General features: G+C 60.5%; 18 protein-coding genes. 13 read left to right on the forward strand and 5 right to left on the reverse strand.

Translation table 11 applies throughout. From position 1 onward, the window contains the following. Positions 1 to 132: 132 nt before the first annotated feature. Positions 133 to 1,263 carry a glycoside hydrolase family 130 protein gene (locus AB6N07_RS21035; protein WP_370675005.1) on the forward strand — a complete coding sequence of 377 codons (1,131 nt, stop codon included), beginning with the start codon at positions 133 to 135 and terminating at the stop codon, positions 1,261 to 1,263. A gap of 321 nt (positions 1,264 to 1,584) precedes the next feature. Further along, entirely contained in the window at positions 1,585 to 2,016 is a 432-nt protein-coding gene (locus tag AB6N07_RS21040) for a helix-turn-helix domain-containing protein (RefSeq protein WP_370675006.1), read from the forward strand. Positions 2,017 to 2,035: 19 nt separating this feature from the next. Here AB6N07_RS21040 and AB6N07_RS21045 read toward each other — a convergent pair whose 3' ends face one another. Together AB6N07_RS21045 and AB6N07_RS21050 are read right to left on the reverse strand one after the other, a co-directional pair. Beyond that, complete coding sequence (locus AB6N07_RS21045; RefSeq protein ID WP_370675007.1) at positions 2,036 to 2,275, reverse strand: hypothetical protein; 240 nt, start codon at positions 2,273 to 2,275, stop codon at positions 2,036 to 2,038. Further along, entirely contained in the window at positions 2,272 to 3,321 is a 1,050-nt protein-coding gene (locus AB6N07_RS21050; RefSeq protein WP_370675008.1) for a GNAT family N-acetyltransferase, read from the reverse strand. Before AB6N07_RS21050 ends, AB6N07_RS21045 begins: the two co-directional genes overlap by 4 nt. A gap of 292 nt (positions 3,322 to 3,613) precedes the next feature. On the opposite strand from AB6N07_RS21050, the gene AB6N07_RS21055 reads away from it, so the two are divergent. The 5 genes from AB6N07_RS21055 (at position 3,614) to AB6N07_RS21075 (ending at position 8,596) form a co-directional block, all read left to right on the forward strand. Beyond that, entirely contained in the window at positions 3,614 to 4,627 is a 1,014-nt protein-coding gene (locus tag AB6N07_RS21055) for a LysR family transcriptional regulator (protein WP_370675009.1), read from the forward strand. Between the two features lie 55 nt (positions 4,628 to 4,682). Then, positions 4,683 to 4,856 carry a hypothetical protein gene (locus AB6N07_RS21060; RefSeq protein WP_370675010.1) on the forward strand — a complete coding sequence of 58 codons (174 nt, stop codon included), beginning with the start codon at positions 4,683 to 4,685 and terminating at the stop codon, positions 4,854 to 4,856. A 273-nt stretch (positions 4,857 to 5,129) separates the two neighbouring features. Next, positions 5,130 to 6,824 carry a circadian clock protein KaiC gene (gene kaiC, locus AB6N07_RS21065; protein WP_370675011.1) on the forward strand — a complete coding sequence of 565 codons (1,695 nt, stop codon included), beginning with the start codon at positions 5,130 to 5,132 and terminating at the stop codon, positions 6,822 to 6,824. Positions 6,825 to 6,833: 9 nt separating this feature from the next. Further along, positions 6,834 to 7,118, forward strand: coding sequence for a circadian clock KaiB family protein (locus AB6N07_RS21070; RefSeq protein ID WP_370675012.1), 285 nt, complete (start codon positions 6,834 to 6,836; stop codon positions 7,116 to 7,118). After that, positions 7,115 to 8,596, forward strand: a complete 1,482-nt coding sequence (locus AB6N07_RS21075) for a sensor histidine kinase (protein WP_370675013.1) — start codon at positions 7,115 to 7,117, stop codon at positions 8,594 to 8,596. The genes AB6N07_RS21070 and AB6N07_RS21075 overlap by 4 nt, the downstream gene beginning before the upstream one ends. A gap of 108 nt (positions 8,597 to 8,704) precedes the next feature. Here AB6N07_RS21075 and pgmB read toward each other — a convergent pair whose 3' ends face one another. After that, positions 8,705 to 11,704: a beta-phosphoglucomutase gene (gene pgmB / locus AB6N07_RS21080; RefSeq protein ID WP_370675014.1), complete on the reverse strand. Its 3,000-nt coding sequence runs from the start codon at positions 11,702 to 11,704 to the stop codon at positions 8,705 to 8,707. Positions 11,705 to 11,788: 84 nt separating this feature from the next. Continuing rightward, on the reverse strand, positions 11,789 to 12,958 hold the full coding sequence (locus tag AB6N07_RS21085) for an amidase family protein (protein WP_370675015.1): 1,170 nt from the start codon (positions 12,956 to 12,958) through the stop codon (positions 11,789 to 11,791). Positions 12,959 to 13,252: 294 nt separating this feature from the next. Here AB6N07_RS21085 and AB6N07_RS21090 point away from each other — a divergent pair, with 294 nt between their 5' ends. Together AB6N07_RS21090 and AB6N07_RS21095 are read left to right on the forward strand one after the other, a co-directional pair. Further along, on the forward strand, positions 13,253 to 14,272 hold the full coding sequence (locus tag AB6N07_RS21090) for a substrate-binding domain-containing protein (protein WP_370675016.1): 1,020 nt from the start codon (positions 13,253 to 13,255) through the stop codon (positions 14,270 to 14,272). Between the two features lie 145 nt (positions 14,273 to 14,417). Then, positions 14,418 to 14,711, forward strand: coding sequence for a DUF2934 domain-containing protein (locus AB6N07_RS21095; RefSeq protein WP_370675017.1), 294 nt, complete (start codon positions 14,418 to 14,420; stop codon positions 14,709 to 14,711). Positions 14,712 to 14,752: 41 nt separating this feature from the next. On the opposite strand, the gene AB6N07_RS21100 is transcribed toward AB6N07_RS21095, so the two are convergent. Further along, positions 14,753 to 14,947: a hypothetical protein gene (locus AB6N07_RS21100; protein ID WP_370675018.1), complete on the reverse strand. Its 195-nt coding sequence runs from the start codon at positions 14,945 to 14,947 to the stop codon at positions 14,753 to 14,755. A 458-nt stretch (positions 14,948 to 15,405) separates the two neighbouring features. Here AB6N07_RS21100 and AB6N07_RS21105 point away from each other — a divergent pair, with 458 nt between their 5' ends. The 4 genes from AB6N07_RS21105 to AB6N07_RS21120 all read left to right on the forward strand — a co-directional run bounded on the left by AB6N07_RS21105 (position 15,406) and on the right by AB6N07_RS21120 (position 19,727). Next, positions 15,406 to 16,407, forward strand: a complete 1,002-nt coding sequence (locus tag AB6N07_RS21105) for a LacI family DNA-binding transcriptional regulator (RefSeq protein WP_370675019.1) — start codon at positions 15,406 to 15,408, stop codon at positions 16,405 to 16,407. 223 nt (positions 16,408 to 16,630) lie between these two features. Next, the gene (locus AB6N07_RS21110) at positions 16,631 to 17,896 is read left to right on the forward strand and encodes an ABC transporter substrate-binding protein (protein ID WP_370675020.1); all 1,266 of its coding nucleotides are present in this window, start codon (positions 16,631 to 16,633) and stop codon (positions 17,894 to 17,896) included. A 155-nt stretch (positions 17,897 to 18,051) separates the two neighbouring features. Then, positions 18,052 to 18,897 (forward strand): carbohydrate ABC transporter permease, encoded by an 846-nt coding sequence (locus AB6N07_RS21115; RefSeq protein WP_370675021.1) that lies wholly within the window; start codon positions 18,052 to 18,054, stop codon positions 18,895 to 18,897. Next, complete coding sequence (locus AB6N07_RS21120; RefSeq protein WP_370675022.1) at positions 18,894 to 19,727, forward strand: carbohydrate ABC transporter permease; 834 nt, start codon at positions 18,894 to 18,896, stop codon at positions 19,725 to 19,727. Before AB6N07_RS21115 ends, AB6N07_RS21120 begins: the two co-directional genes overlap by 4 nt. Positions 19,728 to 19,820 lie beyond the last annotated feature (93 nt).

Raw genomic sequence — 19,820 nt, forward strand, 5'->3', positions numbered from 1 at the left:
TTGTTGCCTCAGCGGCTTTATCCCAACGCTCGTCGAGTGGTCGTTCGTAATTTTCAACTTGCGTCCGAGCCTCGGGGTTTGAATCCAGCCTCGCAGGCGCGAGTTCGGCGGGTCATAGAAACCGTCCAGGCGATGGACAACCGCACCGTACAATCAGAGCTTTCGCTCGTTCTGGGTGACTTCGAAAATCGTCATCGCGAAGTCCGCCGCTTCTTTGAAGAGCGCTATGCGGGTATCGCCGCCGACATGGGCCTCGTCGAACCGTTGCGGGACGCCGAGCGTTTGCTGATTGGCGCCTATTTCTGCCATGAATACTCGTTCCAGGCGGCGGCGCTGATGAACCCCAGCGTCGTCCCTCATCCGGACCAATCTGGTCTCGAGCCCGGTGAAATCCGTTTTCTGCTTTCGCTCAGAGCTGTCGGCGAGGGCCATATCTCTTCAATCACCTTCCGCGAAGGTGTGCTGTCCGACCAGGGCGAACTACGGCTAGCCGAGGAGAGCCATTTGACCGTCGCTTCCCGGCCAGAGATCGGCGAAGAGGGCCATGTCTGGCTTGTTCGTGACGGTGAAGGGCCACTCGACGAGACGGTGTTGCTGCCAGCCACGTCGGCGCAGCGTAACGGTCTTGAAGATCTGCGACTCGTCTATTTCGACGACCCTGACGAGGGACGTCTTTGGTACGGCACCTACACGGCGTTCAGCGGCACATCGATCGCGTCGGAAATGTTGATGACCCGAGACTTCCGCCGCTTCGAACTACGGCCCTTGTCGGGGCCGGCGGCCCGCAACAAGGGCATGGCCCTGTTTCCGCGCAAGATCGGCGGCAGCTATGCCATGCTGGGCAGGCAGGATAACGAAAACCTGTTCCTGATCCGCTCCGATGATCTCTTCCATTGGGAAGAAGGCGAGCGTATCGCCGGACCAGTTTACCCCTGGGAGCTCATTCAGATTGGCAATTGCGGATCACCGATCGAACTCGACGAGGGCTGGCTCGTGCTGACCCATGGTGTTGGTCCGATGCGCAAATATGCCATCGGCGCCTTCCTCCTCGACAGGGAAGAGCCAACCCGCGTCATTGGGCGTTCGCGCGTGCCGCTCCTGTCGCCATCGGATGCCGAACGCGAAGGCTACGTGCCCAACGTCGTTTATACCTGCGGCGCGTTGGCCCATGCCGGGCGGCTCTTCATACCCTACGGTATCGCCGATAGCGCAGTGGGCTTTGCAAGCATCGAAATCGAGGAATTGTTGTCCTCGCTTAGCTGATCGCCTCAATTCCCGCTAAAACCTGACATGATATGAAATGCGCCGTTTCGGCGCATTTCGTTTATGGGCCGAGTGCTTCGGTCGATGATGCTCGTCAGACAGAGCTAATTCTTCTCGGGATGGCGCCGTGATTTTCAACAACTGCGCGAAGACCTTAGTAACCGCGTGATTAAGTTGTATTTACTCACCATTGCGGTTGCCGCCGTTCCGATTAAAAGAACATTGGCGACTATTCGCGCCATGGCGGGTCTCACATGCGAATGATAGACGTTGGAATCAGAAATCGGCCCTCGATCGCGGATGCTGATAGGGAGTCCATGAATGGAGCCTAACGCCGTTAAAAAGAAAATACCGAACCCCGCGGACGTTCATGTCGGGACTCGAATCCGCATGCGGCGCATGATCTTGGGTATCTCCCAGGAAAAGCTCGGGACGGTACTCGGCGTCACCTTCCAGCAGGTCCAGAAATACGAAAAAGGGGCTACACGCGTCGGGGCCGGGCGTCTGTTGGAAATTGCCAACTACCTTGGCGTACCGGTAAGCTACTTTTTCGAAACCGCCGTGTTCGAAGCTCTTGAGGCACGCGGGCCGAACGGCGAGATGATCGCGGTGACCAACGAATTCGATCAGTTTGTGAGAAGCTCGGAAGGCATTAAACTCAATAGCGCTTTCCTCGGTATCAACGATCCGGCCGTGCGTCGGCATTTGCTCGACCTGGTCGTCTCCATGTCACGCACCGGTCAGGACAGCTGAACGGTGCGCGACGGACTGCTTAATGACGGCGTCGGCGCTCTTCGAGATTGACGACGTCTGAATCCATCTGAAGCGCCAGTAGCCCGGACAGCTCGGCGCTGGCCAAGCCGAGCAGAAGCGCCGCGGAAACGCTGACCTCCCTCGCCTGTGGCATCAGATAGTCGATCATTGTCATCATCGCACGGATGTCCATTGGACGATGAACATCGCCAGCGTAAGTCTGTTCCCCCATCATGGGGTCGTCGATATCAGCGCTCATTGATCACCCGATACTCTTTCCAGGATGCCGGGCCGGTCCCACTGTCCCTCCGGGCGGACGAGCACAACCGCACCGGAATCCGGTGAAAGCGCATCCTCAGCCGGCGGCACGACAAGATCGGCCTCGTAATAGGTTTCGTTCGTCAGATAGTTGATGCCGTCGCCTTGGCGCAGAACGAAGCCGAAGTGCCGCCAGATGGGAGCAACACTCGCCGCGGTCTGGCCGTAGAATCGGGTGTAGCCCTTGGTGCGGCAGAGTTCGATGCCGGCTTTCACCAGCTTCAGAGCCATCCGGCTCTTGCGAAAGCGCGGCAACACGGCCAGCCGTTCCAGTTTGACGAAGCCGGCGAAGTAGCGAATGCGCAGGCAACCGGCGGGCTCGTCGCCCACGAAGCCGAGCAAGTGCGTCGCCGTGAGATCATTGCCGTCGACGTCTTCAGCGAACGGAATGGACTGTTCGGCGAGGTAGGTCGCCGCCCGGATCGCGTGGACCATCAAGAGCTGGTTGACGTCGTGGACGACGGTGATGCCAATGGTATCCGACCGTCCGGATAATCCAGAGGTATTGGGACGCCAGGTATCATAGGGGGCGGGCGGGTGATCGAACTCGCTACGCCGCTCCTCATCCGTCAGACGTCGGCAAGTCATGATACCCTGTGCATAGATGCCGCCGTGTCGGGCACCCATCGTAAAGCCAATGCTCTCGAACAGACAGCGCGCCTTGTCATTGGCCGCCTTGCAGAACACCGGCAAGCCGCGGAACTTGTCCGATGTCAGACGCTCCATGATGAGCGAAATACCGCCGGCGATCGCTGGGGAGATATAGATGCCCCAGAAATAGATGGCGGCAGGCCTTTCCCACTGGCGTGCGATGAAGCGGTCCTCGGGGGCACCCGTGTCCATGCGACCATCGAACAGAGCATCAAGCCCGTCCTGGTTGAGGGGTAAGAGACACACGAAGCCGAGCGGCCCGTTACCGGCCTGTTCGCGCCAAGCCCCCCGGCCGATGGCCAGGATCGTGTCGGGATTGCGCCTATAAATGCGCATGACCGTATCAAGGCTGGCGACACCCTGAATTTCAGGGGTCGCTTTTCTCATCAGATCTGCAATAATTTCGCTGGAGGGACTGAAAACGGAAAGGTTGCGGCCATATTTGGAGTAATCGATACGATCAATATGGCGGGACGGATCGAATTTGGATGATTGTTCATAATTTCGAGTATGTGAATTCATCTTGCCCCTCGTCTTTGATGATCACGACCCGTTTCATTCGAAGTTAAACCTAACCAGTTCGGGAGCTGTTCCGTGCATCCGATTTTGACGCAGGGTGATGAGGTAGATGGAACACGGTGACGGAGCACCCGAGCTGGACATCAACTGGGATGACGTCCGCGTATTCCTGCTGGTTGCGCGCCTTTCCAGCTTCCGCGCGGCGTCCATCGAGAGCGGCGTGTCGGTCAACGCCCTGCGCCGGCGAATCGAAGCGCTCGAACACAAGATCAATGCCGTGCTGCTCACTCGGTCGGCCAAGGGAGTCGAACTCACCGAAGAGGGGCGTAAGGTAGAAGAGACGGCCCAGGCAATGCTGGAGCAAGCGCGTGCCCTGGCACGCCTATCCTCAAAGTCCAAGCGCGGCCTCAGAGCGACGGTGCGGGTAGGCGCGACGGAGGGACTCGGCGCGTTCTGGCTGGTTCCCCGGCTGGTTGATCTGTTTGAACGAGCTCCCGGCATACAGGTCGACTTCCGCAACGAGATGCGCGTACCCGACGTATCGGGTTTAGAGGTGGACATCGCAGTGCAGCTAGAGCGGCCGGCCGATGAGGGGCTGAAAGTCGTTCGCCTCGGTTGGCTTCACGTCGTCCTGTTCGCCTCGGCCGACTACATATCCCGCCACGGCATGATCGAAACGTCGCAGGACGTTCCCCGGCATCGCTTCATCGAGATCAATGCCCCGCAGATCCAGAGCGGGGCACTCAAGGAGGAATTGCCCGACGACGATAGCCGCAGCTTCGTCGCACTGCGGGTCAACACCGCTTCGGCGCAGGTGCTGGCGGCAACCCATGGGGCGGGGGTAACGGCGCTACCAACCTATGCCCAGCTGGTGACGCACAAGCTGCATCACGTCGCCCGGGAGTTTTCGCTGAAGCGGGACATCTGGCTCTGCTATCATCCAAGCGTTGTCGAGTTTCGACATATGCGCCAAGCCATCGACTGGATCAAATCGTCCTTCGACCAGGAAAAGTACCCTTGGTTCGGAGAGCAGTACCTTTCGCCCGACGAAATCCAGCATCTGGCAGTCAAGCGCGGGCTTGGTACCCTTTTTTCTGGCTTCCGGGACGAGCATAAGTTGTAGCAGAATACACCGACGGCAATTGACTGCCGCTTTCAGTAGCCTTGCGGGGACGGTGATGGAAGAAAAGGCTTTGACACTCCGCCACGAATTGCCACGCCTCATAGCGGCGGCGAAAGCGCTTGGTGCGTCGATGCTCGTCATGCTCCTCATGACTGTCGACGAAGAATTGCACAGACAGGAACTCGAACAGCACAAAGAGGCAGGGGCCGGGCAGGCCGACCGCCCATAACGTTACCAGCCAGATGCGCTCGTTTGGATCGCGCAGCTGTCGATATCTGACGTCTGTAATATAGAAATTTTCGAATATAAGACTGTTGGCTTACCCGTCGGCCTGAAGGCAGTGCCGACATTTCTTCGTTGTGCTACCAAGGCGTGAACGGACCCCCTTTCGAAAACCCTTTGTCACGAGTGTGAGGGCTGGTAATGGTGAGGTCTGATTACCACGTGTTTTCACTTACGCAACGAAACCGCGCCTCGTTTCGTTTCCTATGGCGAGTAAAGCATGTCTGACAGCGGACTCCCGATGAAATCCATTGCCAAGTCTGCGACTGGTATCTCCGGCTTCGACGACCTCACACTCGGGGGGCTTCCGACGGGACGGCCGACTCTGGTCTGCGGTACCGCTGGCTGTGGCAAAACGCTTTTCGCAGCGACGTTCCTTGTTCATGGCGCGCGCGAGCTCGACGAGCCCGGCGTTTTCGTGAGCTTCGAGGAGCGGCCGAGCGACATCGTCGACAACGTCGCTTCGCTCGGCTTCGATCTCGATACCCTCATCAATGCGGGAAAGGTCGTCATCGAGCACATCGAAGTCGACCCGTCGGAAGTGGCGGAGATCGGCGACTACGACCTCGAAGGTTTATTCCTTCGCCTCGAACTCGCCATCGACTCGATCGGCGCAAAGCGTGTGGTGCTCGATACGATCGAGAGCCTTTTCTCGGCGTTCACCAACCAAGCGGTCTTGCGCGCGGAGATCCGCCGCCTGTTCGACTGGCTCAAGGATCGCGGCCTGACCACGGTCATCACCGGCGAGCGAGGCGATGGAGCGCTGACCCGCCAAGGACTGGAAGAATATGTCTCGGACTGCGTGCTGCTGCTGGACCATCGGGTTCACAATCAGATCTCGACGCGCCGCCTGAGGATCGTCAAGTATCGTGGCTCCAGCCACGGCACCAACGAATATCCCTTCCTGATCGATCAGGGAGGTTTTTCGGTCTTGCCGGTAACCTCGCTTGGTCTCACTCATCGCGTATTCAATGAGCGAGTGAGTTCGGGTGTTCCAGACCTCGACGGCATGCTCAGTGGTGGCGGATTTCATCGCGGGTCGAGCATACTCATCTCGGGTGTAGCCGGTTCGGGCAAGTCATCGCTTGCGGCGAGCTTTGTGGATGCTGCCTGTAAGGCAGGTCAAAGAGCTCTTTACTTCTCCTTTGAGGAATCTCAGGAGCAGATGGTCCGCAACATGCGTTCGCTGGGCATCGACCTCGGAACGCACTTCGCCGCTGGACAGCTGAAATACGTGGCCGCACGTCCAACGTTCTACAGTCTGGAGATGCATCTCGCGCTGATGCTTCGGGACGTAATAGCTTTCCGGCCGGACATTTTCGTCCTTGATCCACTTTCAGCCTTTGCGGAAACGGGCGACCGCTCGGAAGTGCACGCCATGTTGCTTCGCATCGTCGACTTCCTGAAGTCGGAAGGCGTAACCGGCGTCCTAACCCATCTCACCCAAAGCGGGAAAACAGTGATCGAAACCGACTCCGGGCTGTCCTCATTGATGGACGCCTGGATTCTGCTTCTCAACCGAGAGTCCAATGGAGAGTTCAACCGCGAACTCTATCTTCTTAAAGCGCGAGGCCTCAGCCATTCCAACCAAGTCCGCGAATTCGTAATGGACAATGATGGAATCCACCTTCTCTTGCCATACACGGGCCAGGGCAGTGCATTAACCGGGGCGGCGCGGCGCGTGGCCGAGGCTGAGGAAAGCCGTCTTGAGCGGCAGCGCGAGATGGAAGCAGAAAAGGCGCAGCAGATGATCGAACAGCGGCGGCGTCGGACAATGGCACAGATCGAAATCCTCCGTTCGGAGCTCGAAGCGGACGAAGCGGAACTGCGAGGAGCCATTTTGATGGAAGCCGACCGCCGCGCACAGATTGAAACGCAAGAAGACGAGATGCGCAAATCTCGCGGCAGCATATAAGGAACGCCAATGTCGACGGAAAACGCCACCTTGCGCAAGCTGACCCTTTACGTCGCTGGCGAAACCCCGAAGTCCCTGTCGGCTATCTCGAACCTCGAGCGCATTTGTCGCGAACATCTGCCAGGCAAGTATCAGATCGAAGTCATCGATCTTAAGAAGAACCCGCAGCTTGCTCGCGAGCACAAGATCGTAGCTATCCCCACTCTGGTTCGAGAGTTACCCGTTCCAATTCGCAAGATCATTGGCGACCTTTCCGATGAGCAAAAAGTCCTCATCAACCTCAAGATCGAATGATGCAGACGTCCAACGAGAAGACCCTGCAGCGCCTCATCGATGACCTTCGGCAACGCGTGACCGAGGCCGAGGAGACGCTGGCGGCCATCCGTGACGGGAGCGTCGACGCCGTTGTGGTCGGAGGCGAAGGCAAGGACGAAGTCCTTGTCATCGGCGATGACGTATCGGCATTCCGCAACTTCATGGAGGTCATGGAACCAGGCGCCGTTGCCGTCGATTCCGCCGGTCGGCTTCTCTACGCCAACGCTCGTTTCCGCCAGATCTTCAATGAAGACTGGGATAGCCTGAAAGGTAAGCCCCTTTCAGGGATACTCCCCGGATCGGCCGCGCAGATAGTCGACAAACTGATCGGCTATGACGATCATGATGCAGCGCCGGTGTCTGTCTCGTTCCTCGAACGGGGCGTGGAACGTAATTATCTCGTTTCGGCGCGCCCGGTTCATCTTGGAACCGTGCGAGGCTTCGCCGTCACCTTTTCCGACCTGACCGAGCGCGTCCGCGCCGAGGCCGCCGAAAGAGCCCAGCGAGTGGCGAATGCGATCATCGCATCGGCGAGCGAAGCGGTCATCGTCTGCGACCGTACACTGACCATCACCCACGCCAATTTCGCCGCTGAGGCGCTGTCGACGGAAAAGCTGATCGGCGCCCGGCTCGACACAGCCATTCCTCTCAAATTTCCCGACGCCACCGGCATCCTGGAGATCGGCGAGCTGGTCGAGTCATCTCTCAGCGGAACGCCGCTTCGCAGCATCGAAGCCTTCGCTCCCCTATCGCCGGGCGCGCGCGACGTTCTCGTCAGCGCCGCCGCGCTCAACATTTCCGACGACGAGCCCGAAGGGTGTGTTCTGACGCTAGTTGACCTTTCCCAGCGCAAAAAAGACGAACGGCAGATGCATCTGCTGATGCGCGAACTCGACCATCGCGTCAAGAACACCCTGGCGTTGGTGCTGTCGATCAGCAAGCGCACCGCCGCCAGCGAAGAGACGCTGGTGGGTTTTCAAGGCTCGTTCAGTGGGCGCATTGAAGCACTGGCCGCCACTCACAATCTGCTTGCCAGCGCCTCATGGGAAAGCCTTTCGTTGCGCCAGATCTTCGGGGCCGAGGTTTTGCCCTATGCGGAAACCAGCGGCGATCGCATCAACATCACCGGTCCCGATCTCAGCCTCTTTCCACGCGCGGCGATCGCAATCGGCCTGATATTCCATGAACTTGCGACCAATGCGACCAAGTATGGCGCACTATCCGGGGAGACAGGGTCGGTTAATCTCGTGATCCATCCCAAGACGGATTCACCCTTCATCGAAGTGACCTGGGTAGAAAAAGACGGGCCACCGGTGAAGTCATTCTCCCGGAAAGGCTTTGGCCATACGGTCATCGCACGCAGTCTCTCCTATTCGCCACATGGCGGCACGACGCTCGATTTCGAGCCGACCGGTGTGATCTGCCATATCCGGATTCCGATCTCGGACGTGGCCTGAAGCCGGCATTCCGCACGCATTCGCAGGTTAGCTGTTCACGGCGAGGCGAAGGCCTCGCCGTCCCATTTACTTCAGACCGCAGCCGTAAAACGTCCGCCGGTCAGCGCTTTAGGCGAGATAGTCGGCAAGCACGAAGGCATCGAGGCCGGCAATGACCGTGTCGGCCTCCGTCAGCACCAAGGGGCTGCCAATGCCGAGCGCCATCATGCCGGCGCCCTTGATCGAGGCAACGCCGGCCACTGCATCCTCGACGCCGAGGCAGTCAGCCGGTTCGACGCCGAGTTGAGCCGCCGCTTTCAGGAAGATTTCCGGGTCGGGCTTGCCACGCTTCAGCAAGCGCGCATCAACGACGGTGTCAAACATGTCGGCAATGCCGAGCCGCTCGAGAATGGCGGGAGCATTCTGACTGACCGAAGCAAGGCCAACCTTCAAGCCGGCTGCTCGCACCGCTTCCAGCGTATCGAGGGCACCCGGCAGGAGATCGTCCCGGGTCATGGTGCCGATCAACTCCTTGTACCAGACGTTCTTCATGTCGGCGAGGCGATCGAATTCAGCCGGCTCCAGTATGACACCGCCCTTGTCGAGGATCATCCGCAAGGACATGCGGCGGTCGATGCCCTTCAAGCTTTCCGCCAACTCGTCATCAAAGCCGATGCCCAGCGTGTCGGCGAGACGCTTCCAGGCGAGATGATGGAAGCGTGCCGTATCGGTAATGACGCCGTCGAGGTCGAATACCAAAGCCTTGAACGGCTTCCTGTCGAGAGTCCGGGCCAGCGGCACTGAGCGCACAGGCTCGGACGCCGAAAGATCAATCGGCTCGCCCCGATGGAACAGACGAATGGCATCGCCTTCAATGAGCCGGAACTCGGTGCCAGCCGCCGACACGGCAACCTCCAACGTGCGCCCATGATCGACCAGGCGGAAGCGATACCGGCTCCAGCTCTTCGGCAGTGACGGGGCAAAATGCGGTTCGCCTTTCAAAGCCCTGAGGCCGGCGAAGCCGTGCACGACGCTCATCCAAGTGCCACCCATCGCCGCCGTATGGACGCCGTGGAAGGTGTTGCCGTGGGTGTTGTCGATGTCCATGCGGGCGGTGTCCATGAAGAACTCATAAGCCCGCTCGTTGAGCCCGACCTCCGACGCGATAATCGAGTGAATGCAGGTGGACAGCGAGGAATCGTGGGTGGTGATAGCCTCATAGTAGTCGAAGTCGCGCCGCTTCACCGCCTTGGGGAACAGATCGCCACGCAGGAACAGGGCGAGCACTACGTCGGCCTGCTTGCAGACTTGATGGCGATAGATCACCAGCGGATGGTAGTGCAGGAGCAGCGGATAGTTCTCGGCTGGCGTGCCGGCGAAGTCCCAAACCTTGCGAGCAAGGAAGGCGTCGTCCTGGGCGTGGATACCGCGCGTTTCGTCATAGGGCAGTCGCAGGCGATCCGAGACTTCCGACCAATGTGCGGTCTCACCGACGGATAAGTCGAGCCTCTCTGAGAGCCTGGTGAAAGCCTCCGGCTTCTCCCGCCCCATCCACCCAGCCACCTCGGCGGCATAGGCAAGATGGGTCTTGGCCATCACGTTGGTGTAGAAGTTATTGTTGACCAGCGCGGTGTATTCGTCCGGGCCCGTCACCTCGTCGATGTGATAGCTGCCGTCGACGAGGTGAGCGAGGTCGGCCCAGACACGCGCCGTCTCGAACACCAGTTCGGCCGCACCATCGGTCAGCAGCGAGACGTCACCGGTGGCCTCGACATACTGCTTGATGGCGAAGGCGATGTCGGCGTTGATGTGATATTGCGCCGTACCGGCCGGGAAATAGGCCGAGCATTCCTCGCCGGTGATGGTCCGCCATGGATAGAGCGCACCGCGGGAATGGCCGAGATCGCGGGCGCGGGCCCTTGCCTTGTCGAGATAGCTGATGCGGTGGCAGAGCACGGCTCTTGCCAGATCCGGCAGCGTGCGCAGGAACACTGGCAGAACGTAAATCTCGGTGTCCCAGAAGGAATGCCCCTCGTAGCCCTCACCGGTCAGCCCCTTGGCGGCGATATTGGTCCGACCATCGCGGCCAATCGATTGGAAGAGATGATAAAGGTTGAAATGCAGGCCCTGCGACAGGGCATCGTCGCCCTCGATCTCGATATCGGCCTTTTCCCAGAAGGCGGCGAGCCGGGCTCGCTGCTCGCTGGCGAGCCCTTCGAAGCCGACGGCGCGCGCGCCTCGTAGCGCCTCATCGGCGCGAGCGGCGAGTTCGGAGGCTGGCGCATCGCGGCTGGTGACGATGGCCATCGTCTTCTCAAGCGTGACGGCCTCGCCGGCCTTGGCCGCAACGCGGAAGCCCTGAGCGAGCACGCCGTGCTCCTCAGACGCCGTGCTCTCCAGATTGCGACCGCCGGCGACGCTGGCCAGCGCCTCGATCCGGAGCGTCAGGCCGCTGTTGTGCGTGCGCGAGACCAAGACCGACCGGCCAGCGGTGGCGATGGTCTCAACGGTGGAAAGCGCGCGCGCGGAGGCGCCGGAGCCAAGGCGCGGATCGAAGCTCTCCTCCGTCCCACGCACCGAGCTATTGAGGGTGGCGACGAATTCGATGGTGGCATCGGCGTCGAGCGGCGTCACGGTAACCGTCTGGGCGAGGATGGCGCTGCGAGACAGGCTGACGAGACGCCTGGAGACGATGCGCACTCGCTGGCCAGCCGGCGATTTCCATTCCACGCTGCGAACAAGAACGCCCTCGCGAAAGTCGAGGCTGCGCTCGTAGGAAAGAACGACACCCCGAATGAGGTTGAAGCGTTCGCCGTCGATGGCGATCTCGATACCCTTGGCGTTGGGCAGGTTGAGCATGAACTCGTTGAGGCGCGCAAAGCCATAGGCGTTCTCGGGATAGCGGATCGCCTCGGTGTCGTAGAAACCGTTGACGTAGGTTCCCTCCATGCTGGCGTCAGCCTCGCCCAGCCAGGCTTCGTCATGGCTGCCACGGGTGCCGATATGACCATTGCCGAGCGCAAACAAAGTTTCGCGCAGCAGGTTGGCATCGGCATCCCAGCGGGTTTCGACCAGACGCCAGGGATCGGTGGGCAGCGAGGAAAGCAATTGGGAGGAGTTCGCGGACACTTCAGTCTCCTTGGAATGGTCGAGTCTCGGCTCCTGCGGTCCTGACCGAAACCGGAGCCGACGCTATGTCAAACTTAGGTCCTGCTAGCGATGAGCCAACGGCGGTGACACCAGGATGTCAATCGGTCGAGTGGACCTTGAAAGGCTTGGATCGGCGAGGATTGCAGCCGCGTCCGCCAAACGGTCGTCGCCGCCTTGAGCGGCAACCAGCATTCCGCCATCGGGCAAAGCAATGGCGGCAAGGCCACACGCGTTGAGGAAGCCAATAAGATTGGATTCGGGCGGAACAAACAGCAGATCGAAACCAGCAAAAGCTGCCTCGACCCGGCGGCGCAGGTCTGAAAGGCGCCTTTGTACCCGAAGCAAATCACCAGATGGACAGCCAAGAGCGCGGGACAATCGCCGGTGAAGATAGGGCGGAAATAGCTCGGGCATTTCGACGAGCGGAACCGCGATATCGTCGAGCCGCAAGACGAGCCAAGCGTCGTCGGCCATGAGCGCGGCGACCTCCACGAAGAGGGCATCATCGACAACCACTGTTGCCAAGTCGAGGCGCTTAGCCATCTCACGCGCGACAGCAAAGAACCCCTTGCCGAGTAAACCGAGGCGCGCAAACGTCGCCGTCCGCCGTTGGATTGTAGGGTCAATGCGCTCAACGACCCGGCGTACGGCTGTGCCGCCTGCGATATCGGTTGCGAGGATGACGATCTCGTCGAGCTCCGGAGCGATCGCGAACAAACCATCGAGATCGACCCGCCCCGGCGAAGGCTTGATGGCGACCACGCCATCCTCGGCAGCAGCGGCACAGGCAGCGCCCGTCCGGTCGCTGGCAATGCCGAATACGGCGAGACCGGCGGCAACCGTTGCGACGGCTCCATCTGCCGAGGCGTCGAGGCCTAGCGGATCGACCGGCACCTTGCCAACCAGAAGAGCACCGGCAGTTCGCAGTCGCTCTATGACAACGGCATCGAAATCAGGTTCGAAGTCGAGCGCCGGTAGACCAGCCGACGTAGGGAGGCCAGCAACGTCGACATTGGCGCCAACAACATAAGGAATGCCCCAGAGTGGCAGGATGGACGGATCCGGACAACGGGCAAGAAGATCACGGGCGGCAGCGTTCAGCGTGGCCGGGGCGGACAGGCTGCCGAAAGCCGCAAAGCGAGCTGCGATGTCGTCCATGACATCGATAAGGCTTTCCGGTTGCCGCGCGAAACGCGAGCGAAGGCTGTCCAGCGTCAACAAGGGAGCGCTCATCGGCACTCCTCCTCTATACTGCCCGATTACCGACCGGACCTTACCAAAAGCGCTTTTGCGCACCTAACACCGGCCTCACCGGACTGTCAATGCGGTTATGAGATGCACCATCAGACGCTCGAGCCAACGTATAGGCAAAAATATTCTCGGTTTTGTGAGGTTTTTTCGATCTTTATTTCGGTCAGAAACCGGTCGTATGAGTACGAAAGCGCTTTTGCGAACAAGGGTAAGCTGTACAAGCCGGCAACCGGGAGCTATACAAGCGCCTTGTTTCCACGCCATCGGCTCCCCCTCATGAACCTCAAGGAACTGGCGCGTCACCTCGGGCTTTCCCAGAGCACGGTCAGCCGTGCCCTGAATGGCTACCAGGATGTCAGCCCAGATACGCGGGAACGTGTGCTGGCGGCCGCACAACGGTTCGACTACTCGCCGAACGCCAGTGCTCACCGATTGGCGACCGGCCAGTCCGGGGCAATCGGCATCGTCTTCCCCTCTGACAGAGATCCGCTGCTTGATCCGCTGTTCACCGACTTCCTATCCGGCCTGACCAACAGTGCCGCCCGACGACAAATGGACATTCTGGTCAGCGCCAGTCTGGATACCGCCGAGGCGAGCTATCGACGCCTCGCTCAGCGGGGATCGGTCGATGCGGTCGTCCTCTCGAGTCCGCTCGCCGAGGATCCGCGCGTACCGCTGCTGGACAGGCTTGGCATCCCCTGCGTGGTGCATGGCCGCACGAAATCGCCGCGGCCGCATGCGTTCCTGGACATCGACAACGAAGGGGCTTTCCGGCAGGCCGCCGAGCTGTTGATCGGCCTCGGCCACCGCCGTATCGGTCTCGTAAATGGCGACGCACGGCAAGCATTCGCCGTCGACCGCGAAGCGGGCTGGCGTTCGGCTCTTCTCCGCGCCGGCCTTGAGGCACTGGAGGTGCTCAACGGCTCCGACATCATGACCGATGAGGCCGGCTATCGGCTAACCGCCGGCATGCTGGCGAGTGCAACCCCGCCCACCGCCGTGATCTGCTCCAGTATTTTTTCGGCCATCGGCGCCTGTCGGGCCATCCGCGACCGTGGGCTGGCGATTGGCTCCGACATTTCGGTGATCGCCCACGACGACGGCATTTCCTCGATCCGGCCGGAAGCGCACCATCCATCACTCACCACGACTTTTTCGTCGATCCATCGGGCCGGTGAGCGCATCGCCGAGATCGCTGCCGATCTGATCGGGGGGAAGGATCCGGCCAGTTGCCAGGAAGTTTGGCCGGTCGACCTGATCTTCCGCGACAGCACCAGGCCGCCTGTCGGCACCTGAAGTCGCCTCGCGGTCCACGCACGAGGACGAGCCGTTCCGTTGCAGGCAGTCGCTTAAGCACCTGCCCTGCCCCTCCTGCTTAGCGCGTGCTTGGAACCTCACACTCACTCATCGCGTTCCTCCAGAGGCATGAAAGGAAATGACAATGGACGCCAATCGCGATGACAAGATCCGGGCTCGTGCCTACCAACTATGGGAAGAGGAAGGCCGCCCCGAAGGCCGTGCCGAACTACACTGGTATACCGCCCGGGAAAGCCTGGCAGTTGAGGAAAGCCAGGAAAGCACCTATCTCCCCATCGAAACGGGGACAGGCGCCGAGCCGATCGAGGCGCTCGAAAATACCGGAGAGTTCCCGACGCTTACCGATCAGGGCGAACAGCAGATCCCTCATCATCTAGAGCGTGGTGAGAAGCCTTTGACACCCCCCGCGAACAATTGACACGCTTTAGGTCGCCCGGCTTATGCCGCAACGGCCAAAAATCAGTGTTTCGTGATGGTGCCCTGATAGTCGAGGCGAATGAGAGCAGGCACGCCCTTGAGCCGGGCGCTTGCGCGCCAAACCCCGTCCGAACCGAGACTGAGGCCGGCTACATTCGTGTAGCCGGCATCTTCAAACCACGTTTTTGCTTGGCTCTTGGTAAAACTGTTCTCTCCTGTGACGAGCACTGTCGCCATCGTCAGTTCTCGCGCAGGGGAAAAGCCAGCCAGCATAAGTAAGGCGGCGACTGACGAGCCTCCCAGTACCATTCCTATTTTCATCAAAACTATCCTTGCGAGAACGATCCCTCTGACATTTTCATGGGCTTCTTCCAACGCCCCGAAACCGAGATTGTTCCGTTTGGAAATGCCTCATATTTGCGCGCAGATATTTAGGCTGCGGGAAATCGGGCCGGACAACGCACACGCGGCGTTTTGCTCGCAAGCTCGACTCGGACGTGGTGTCGGCGTAACGGCCTCAGCCTTGGCTGAAAACTCGGTTTTTGCCTTGTAATATCTCGCTGCGGGTTCTGCCGCCTTGCCCCCTCTGAAGGCTCCTCCACCGGAATCTAGAGAGCAACAGCTTGACGGGTTATGAGCCTCAGGTTATTCGTATCAGTAATACGTATAATAAGACAGCGGGTGGAAACTAACCCATGAAGCGTCCTACGCAGAAAGATGTCGCCAAGCTGGCAGGCGTCTCGCAGGCAGCGGTTTCAATGGTGCTAAGCGGAACGGGCGCCCCGACGGTGTCTCCCGAAACTTGGGCTCGCATCACGGAAGCCGCGAAAGCCCTGGGCTACGCACCCAATCGCTTTGCGCAAGCACTCAAGACGCGGCGGACGATGACCATCGCCTGCATTGTCCCGGACATTACCAATCCCTTCTATCCGGTGCTGATCCGTGGCGTTCAGGCGGTGGCGCAGGAAGGCGCCTATGACGTCATCACCGTCAATACCGACGGCGACCCGGCCCGCGAGCGGCATTTTCTCGACTGGGCGCATCAAGGCCGGGTCGATGGCGTTATCGGCGTTTTCTTCACCTTGCGGGCAACGGACTTCCGCTCGCTGGTCGAGGCCGGGGTACCGGTGGTTCGGATCGAGTCGGCGCGCAAGAAAGGCGGCGACATCGCCATCGACGATATCTTCGTCGATAGCTACGAAGCCGCGCAGACCGTCGTCGGCTATCTCATCCATCGCGGTCATCGCCGGATTGCCATGCTGGCCGGCACCGGTGGTCCACAGTGCGTGCGGGTCGATGGTTATCGTCAGGCGATGGCAGCCGCCGGCATGGAGACGTCGGTCACCATTACCGATGCCTTCAGCGAGGAGGCGGGGTTCGCCGCCGCGCAGTCGATCCTCGAAAGCGGCTACGGGCCGACTGCCATCTTCGCAGCCAACGATCTGATGGCAATCGGTGTCATGCGGGCACTCCGCGACCGACATCTCAGAATTCCCGAAGACGTGGCCGTGGTCGGCTTCGACGACATTTCGCCAGCGAGTCTCGTCTCACCACCGCTGACCACCGTCAGTCAATTCCAGGCGCGAATGGGCGAGTTGGCGGCCGAGGCGTTGCTTCAAAGGGTACGCGGCCAACGGCCGCCGCATGGGACGACGGAGGAAGTCCGTTTTCAGCTTGTCGAGCGCGCGTCCGCCTGAGGACGGGAGTGGGCGCCCGGACAAGGAATTGCCGCCCGGCAGGTGCCGCGCGGGAAGGGGCCGGTTCTCGACCGGCCGGGAGAGGAGCCGGATCACGCGATCGACGAGATCGACGAGATCGAGGCAGCAAACGCGTCGAACCGGAAAAAACAACAAGGCGGAGGACACTATGGACAGACGGACATTTCTCGCGGGAAGCTTAGGCGCTTCCCTCGTTCCCCTCATGAGCCGCTTGGCGTTTGCCGCCGGCAAACCGGTGAGCTGGTGGTATGAAAGTGCCGCGCCGGCACAGCAGGACGCCATCGCCAAGGTACTGATTGGCGGCTTCAATGCCAGCCATCCGGATTACAGCCTGTCGATCGATTACCGCGGCTCGGAGCTGGACAAGCAGATGCGCGTCGCGCTTCTGTCCGGCAACGGACCGGATGTCGTCTACACCGCCGGCCCGAGCTACGTGGCGCCGATGGCGCGCGCCGGCCAGTTGCTGGCGCTCGACGACTATGCCGAAAAGCTCGGCTGGAACAAGCGCATCCTGCCGGTGTTCCTGGAAATGGGCAAGTACGACGGCAAGCTGTTCGCCGTGCCCAAGACCTACGAGACGCTCGGCCTGTTCTACAATAAGGCGGTTCTGGAAAAGAACGGCTGGAAGGCGCCGACGACGATTGCCGAACTGGAAGCACTGGCCGAGGAAGCGCTCAAGGCCAAGCTCGTTCCCTTCGCATCCGGCAATGCCGGCTGGCGTGGCAATAACGAGCATTACGTCACCATCGCCCTCAATTCGATCGCCGGTCCTGAGAATGTCTACAAGGCGCTGAAGGGCGAGATTCCCTGGACAGCAGAGCCCTTCGTGGCGGCGATCAACAAGCTGAATGACTGGTGGCAGAAGGGCTATTTCGGCCCCGACTATTTCTCACTCGAAACCGAGCAGTTCTTTGCGCAGATGGCAGCCGGCAAGTCGCCCATGCTGCCGAGCGGCACCTGGCATTTCCAGTATATCCAGTCCTATTTCAAGGACAAAGCTGACCAGTGCGGCTTCGTCGGCTTCCCGAGCGCCGACGGCCTCGGCGGTCCGGTCTACGCGCTGGGGGTTGGCTCGACCCTGTCGATTGCTGCCGCCTCGCAGAACCCGGATGGCGCCGCCGCCGCCATCGACTACGTCTTCTCGCCGGAATTCTACAGCGCCATGAACTCGGTCTGGCAAGGTGAGTGGAACACCCCGCTGGTCGATCTCAGCATGGTCAAAATCAGCGATGAAGTGCCGGCGCTCTATGCCGAGACCATGAAGACACTGGGCGACGCCGTCGCCAAAGACCAGTACGGTTACACGTCCTGGACCTTCCTGCCGCCGGCCACCGACACACAGCTAATCAACGGCATTGAGGAAGTCTGGCTCGGGCGTTCGACCGTTGCCGACTATCTGGCCCAGATCGACGCTACGTTCCAGCAGGAAAAGGCCGACGGCAAAGTTCCGGCCGTGCCGGCTCGCTGACCCTGGAAAGGTATGCGTTCTGACGAACACATGCCGCTCCAGTTCTTGTTGTCGCATCGCTTCGGCGGAAAACCGGTTCCCACTTTTCCGCACGGTGCTCTAGCACGACGGATGGAAGCGGCCTCGGCCGCTTCCGCTCGCCGGAGATCATCCGCATGCATCGCCTCTATCTGATCCCGACGTTGCTGATCAACGTCGTCATCATCTTCATTCCGGCCGTGCTGACCATCGCTCTCGCCTTCTATCGGTGGGACGGCATCGGCATGCCGGTGTTCGTCGGGCTTGCCAATTTCCGGCAGCTCCTCGCCGATCGCGTCTTCTGGATGGCGCTTGGCAACAACGTGATCTGGACGGCCATCTTCCTGACCGTGCCGATTGCCATGGGCCTCTTGGCCGCCACCATGATGCTGGTCGCCCGACGTGGCAGCGCCTTCTTTCAGGTGGTCTATTTCCTGCCCATGGTGATCGCCACCGCCATCACCGCCCGCGTCTGGCAGGGCATGATCTATTCGCCGCTGACCGGCATCGCTGGCCTCGTTACCCGCGCTGGCTTCCCCGTTCCCAACCCGCTGACGCAACCTTCGACCGCCCTTTACGGCATCGCCGTCGTCGACCTTTGGCATTGGTGGGGCTTTCTCTGCGTCATCTTCTTCGCAGCGCTGCGTCAGGTGCCGCAAGAGCAGATCGAGGCGGCCCGCATCGAAGGGGCGAGCTTCTGGCAGATGCTGCGCTACGTGCTGCTGCCCGGCATCCGGCCAACCATCACGCTGATGATGATCATGACCATCATCTGGTCGTTCCTGGTATTCGACTTCGTCTACATCCTGACCCAGGGCGGCCCGGCCTTTTCCAGCGAGGTGCTGTCGACGTTCGCCTACCGCAGTGCCTTCTACGACCTCGCCGTCGGCAAGGCGGCCGCCGTCGCGGTAGTGATCAGCCTGTTCGGTCTTGCCACCACCGCCGTCTACATCCGCCTGCAGGCGAAGGAGTTCGACCAATGAGGCTCGTCGAAAGCCGGACGACCTTCGTCCTCACTTACACGGCGTTGGCGATCCTGCTGCTGATCACGCTGTTCCCGATCGCCCTCCTGGTCCTCAACTCGCTGAAGCCGGCAACGCAGATCGTCCAGAATCCGCTTGCCTGGCCTGAGGTCTATCGCTGGGACAACTTCGTGCGGGCCTGGAATGATGCCCGTTTCGGCACCACCATGCTCAATTCGGCGCTGCTTGCGGCGTTGACCATCGTGCTGGTCTGCTCCACCGGCTCGCTCACCGCCTACGTGCTGGCCCGCCGCAAGATCAAGAGCTGGAAGATCGTCACCTTCTACCTGCTCGCCACCACCACGGCGCCGATCCAGCTGTTCCTGTTCCCGCTCTACTTCGGCTTTGCCAAGCTCGGGCTCATCAACAACGTCTTCGCGGTATCGCTGATCTACACGGCAATCTATTCGCCCTTCGCGGTGATGCTGCTCAGGACCTATTTCCTTGCCGTGCCGAAGGAGCTCGAAGAGGCAGCGCTGATCGACGGCGCCACCCACTGGCAGGTTTTCTCCAAGGTGATGCTGCCGATCGTTTCGCCCGGCATTCTCACCGTGGCGCTGATCATCGGCCTGTACTCCTGGAACGAATTCCTGATCGCCACCACGTTCCTGCAGCGCACCGACCGGCTCACCGCCGTGGTCTCCTTCTTCCTCCTGTCCGGCCAATACACGTCCGACTGGGGTGAGATCATGGCCGCCGCGCTCATCATCGTGCTGCCGGTGATCGTCCTGTTCATCACCCTGCAGCGCCGTTTCATCGAAGGCATGGCCGGCGGATCGGTCAAAGGCTGAACCGCGCCAACCTGTAACCCTTACCGGAGAGTTCCGATGTCCCTTCCCTCCGACTATCTTGAGCGCGTCTATGCCGGCGTTCTCGGCAAGCTG

The organism is Pleomorphomonas sp. PLEO (assembly GCF_041320595.1).
Lineage (GTDB): Bacteria > Pseudomonadota > Alphaproteobacteria > Rhizobiales > Pleomorphomonadaceae > Pleomorphomonas.

Bases quoted from the DNA above. Each gene is read 5' to 3' on its own strand.
- AB6N07_RS21085 (WP_370675015.1), bottom strand. From the start codon at position 12,958: ATGAGCGCTCCCTTGTTGACGCTGGACAGCCTTCGCTCGCGTTTCGCG.
- AB6N07_RS21045 (WP_370675007.1), bottom strand. From the start codon at position 2,275: ATGAGCGCTGATATCGACGACCCCATGATGGGGGAACAGACTTACGCT.
- AB6N07_RS21035 (WP_370675005.1), top strand. From the start codon at position 133: ATGGACAACCGCACCGTACAATCAGAGCTTTCGCTCGTTCTGGGTGAC.
- AB6N07_RS21070 (WP_370675012.1), top strand. From the start codon at position 6,834: ATGTCGACGGAAAACGCCACCTTGCGCAAGCTGACCCTTTACGTCGCT.
- kaiC (WP_370675011.1), top strand. From the start codon at position 5,130: ATGTCTGACAGCGGACTCCCGATGAAATCCATTGCCAAGTCTGCGACT.
- AB6N07_RS21060 (WP_370675010.1), top strand. From the start codon at position 4,683: ATGGAAGAAAAGGCTTTGACACTCCGCCACGAATTGCCACGCCTCATA.
- AB6N07_RS21100 (WP_370675018.1), bottom strand. From the start codon at position 14,947: ATGGCGACAGTGCTCGTCACAGGAGAGAACAGTTTTACCAAGAGCCAA.
- AB6N07_RS21050 (WP_370675008.1), bottom strand. From the start codon at position 3,321: ATGCGCATTTATAGGCGCAATCCCGACACGATCCTGGCCATCGGCCGG.
- AB6N07_RS21090 (WP_370675016.1), top strand. From the start codon at position 13,253: ATGAACCTCAAGGAACTGGCGCGTCACCTCGGGCTTTCCCAGAGCACG.
- AB6N07_RS21105 (WP_370675019.1), top strand. From the start codon at position 15,406: ATGAAGCGTCCTACGCAGAAAGATGTCGCCAAGCTGGCAGGCGTCTCG.
- AB6N07_RS21095 (WP_370675017.1), top strand. From the start codon at position 14,418: ATGGACGCCAATCGCGATGACAAGATCCGGGCTCGTGCCTACCAACTA.
- AB6N07_RS21075 (WP_370675013.1), top strand. From the start codon at position 7,115: ATGATGCAGACGTCCAACGAGAAGACCCTGCAGCGCCTCATCGATGAC.
- AB6N07_RS21110 (WP_370675020.1), top strand. From the start codon at position 16,631: ATGAGCCGCTTGGCGTTTGCCGCCGGCAAACCGGTGAGCTGGTGGTAT.
- AB6N07_RS21040 (WP_370675006.1), top strand. From the start codon at position 1,585: ATGGAGCCTAACGCCGTTAAAAAGAAAATACCGAACCCCGCGGACGTT.
- AB6N07_RS21055 (WP_370675009.1), top strand. From the start codon at position 3,614: ATGGAACACGGTGACGGAGCACCCGAGCTGGACATCAACTGGGATGAC.
- AB6N07_RS21120 (WP_370675022.1), top strand. From the start codon at position 18,894: ATGAGGCTCGTCGAAAGCCGGACGACCTTCGTCCTCACTTACACGGCG.
- AB6N07_RS21115 (WP_370675021.1), top strand. From the start codon at position 18,052: ATGCATCGCCTCTATCTGATCCCGACGTTGCTGATCAACGTCGTCATC.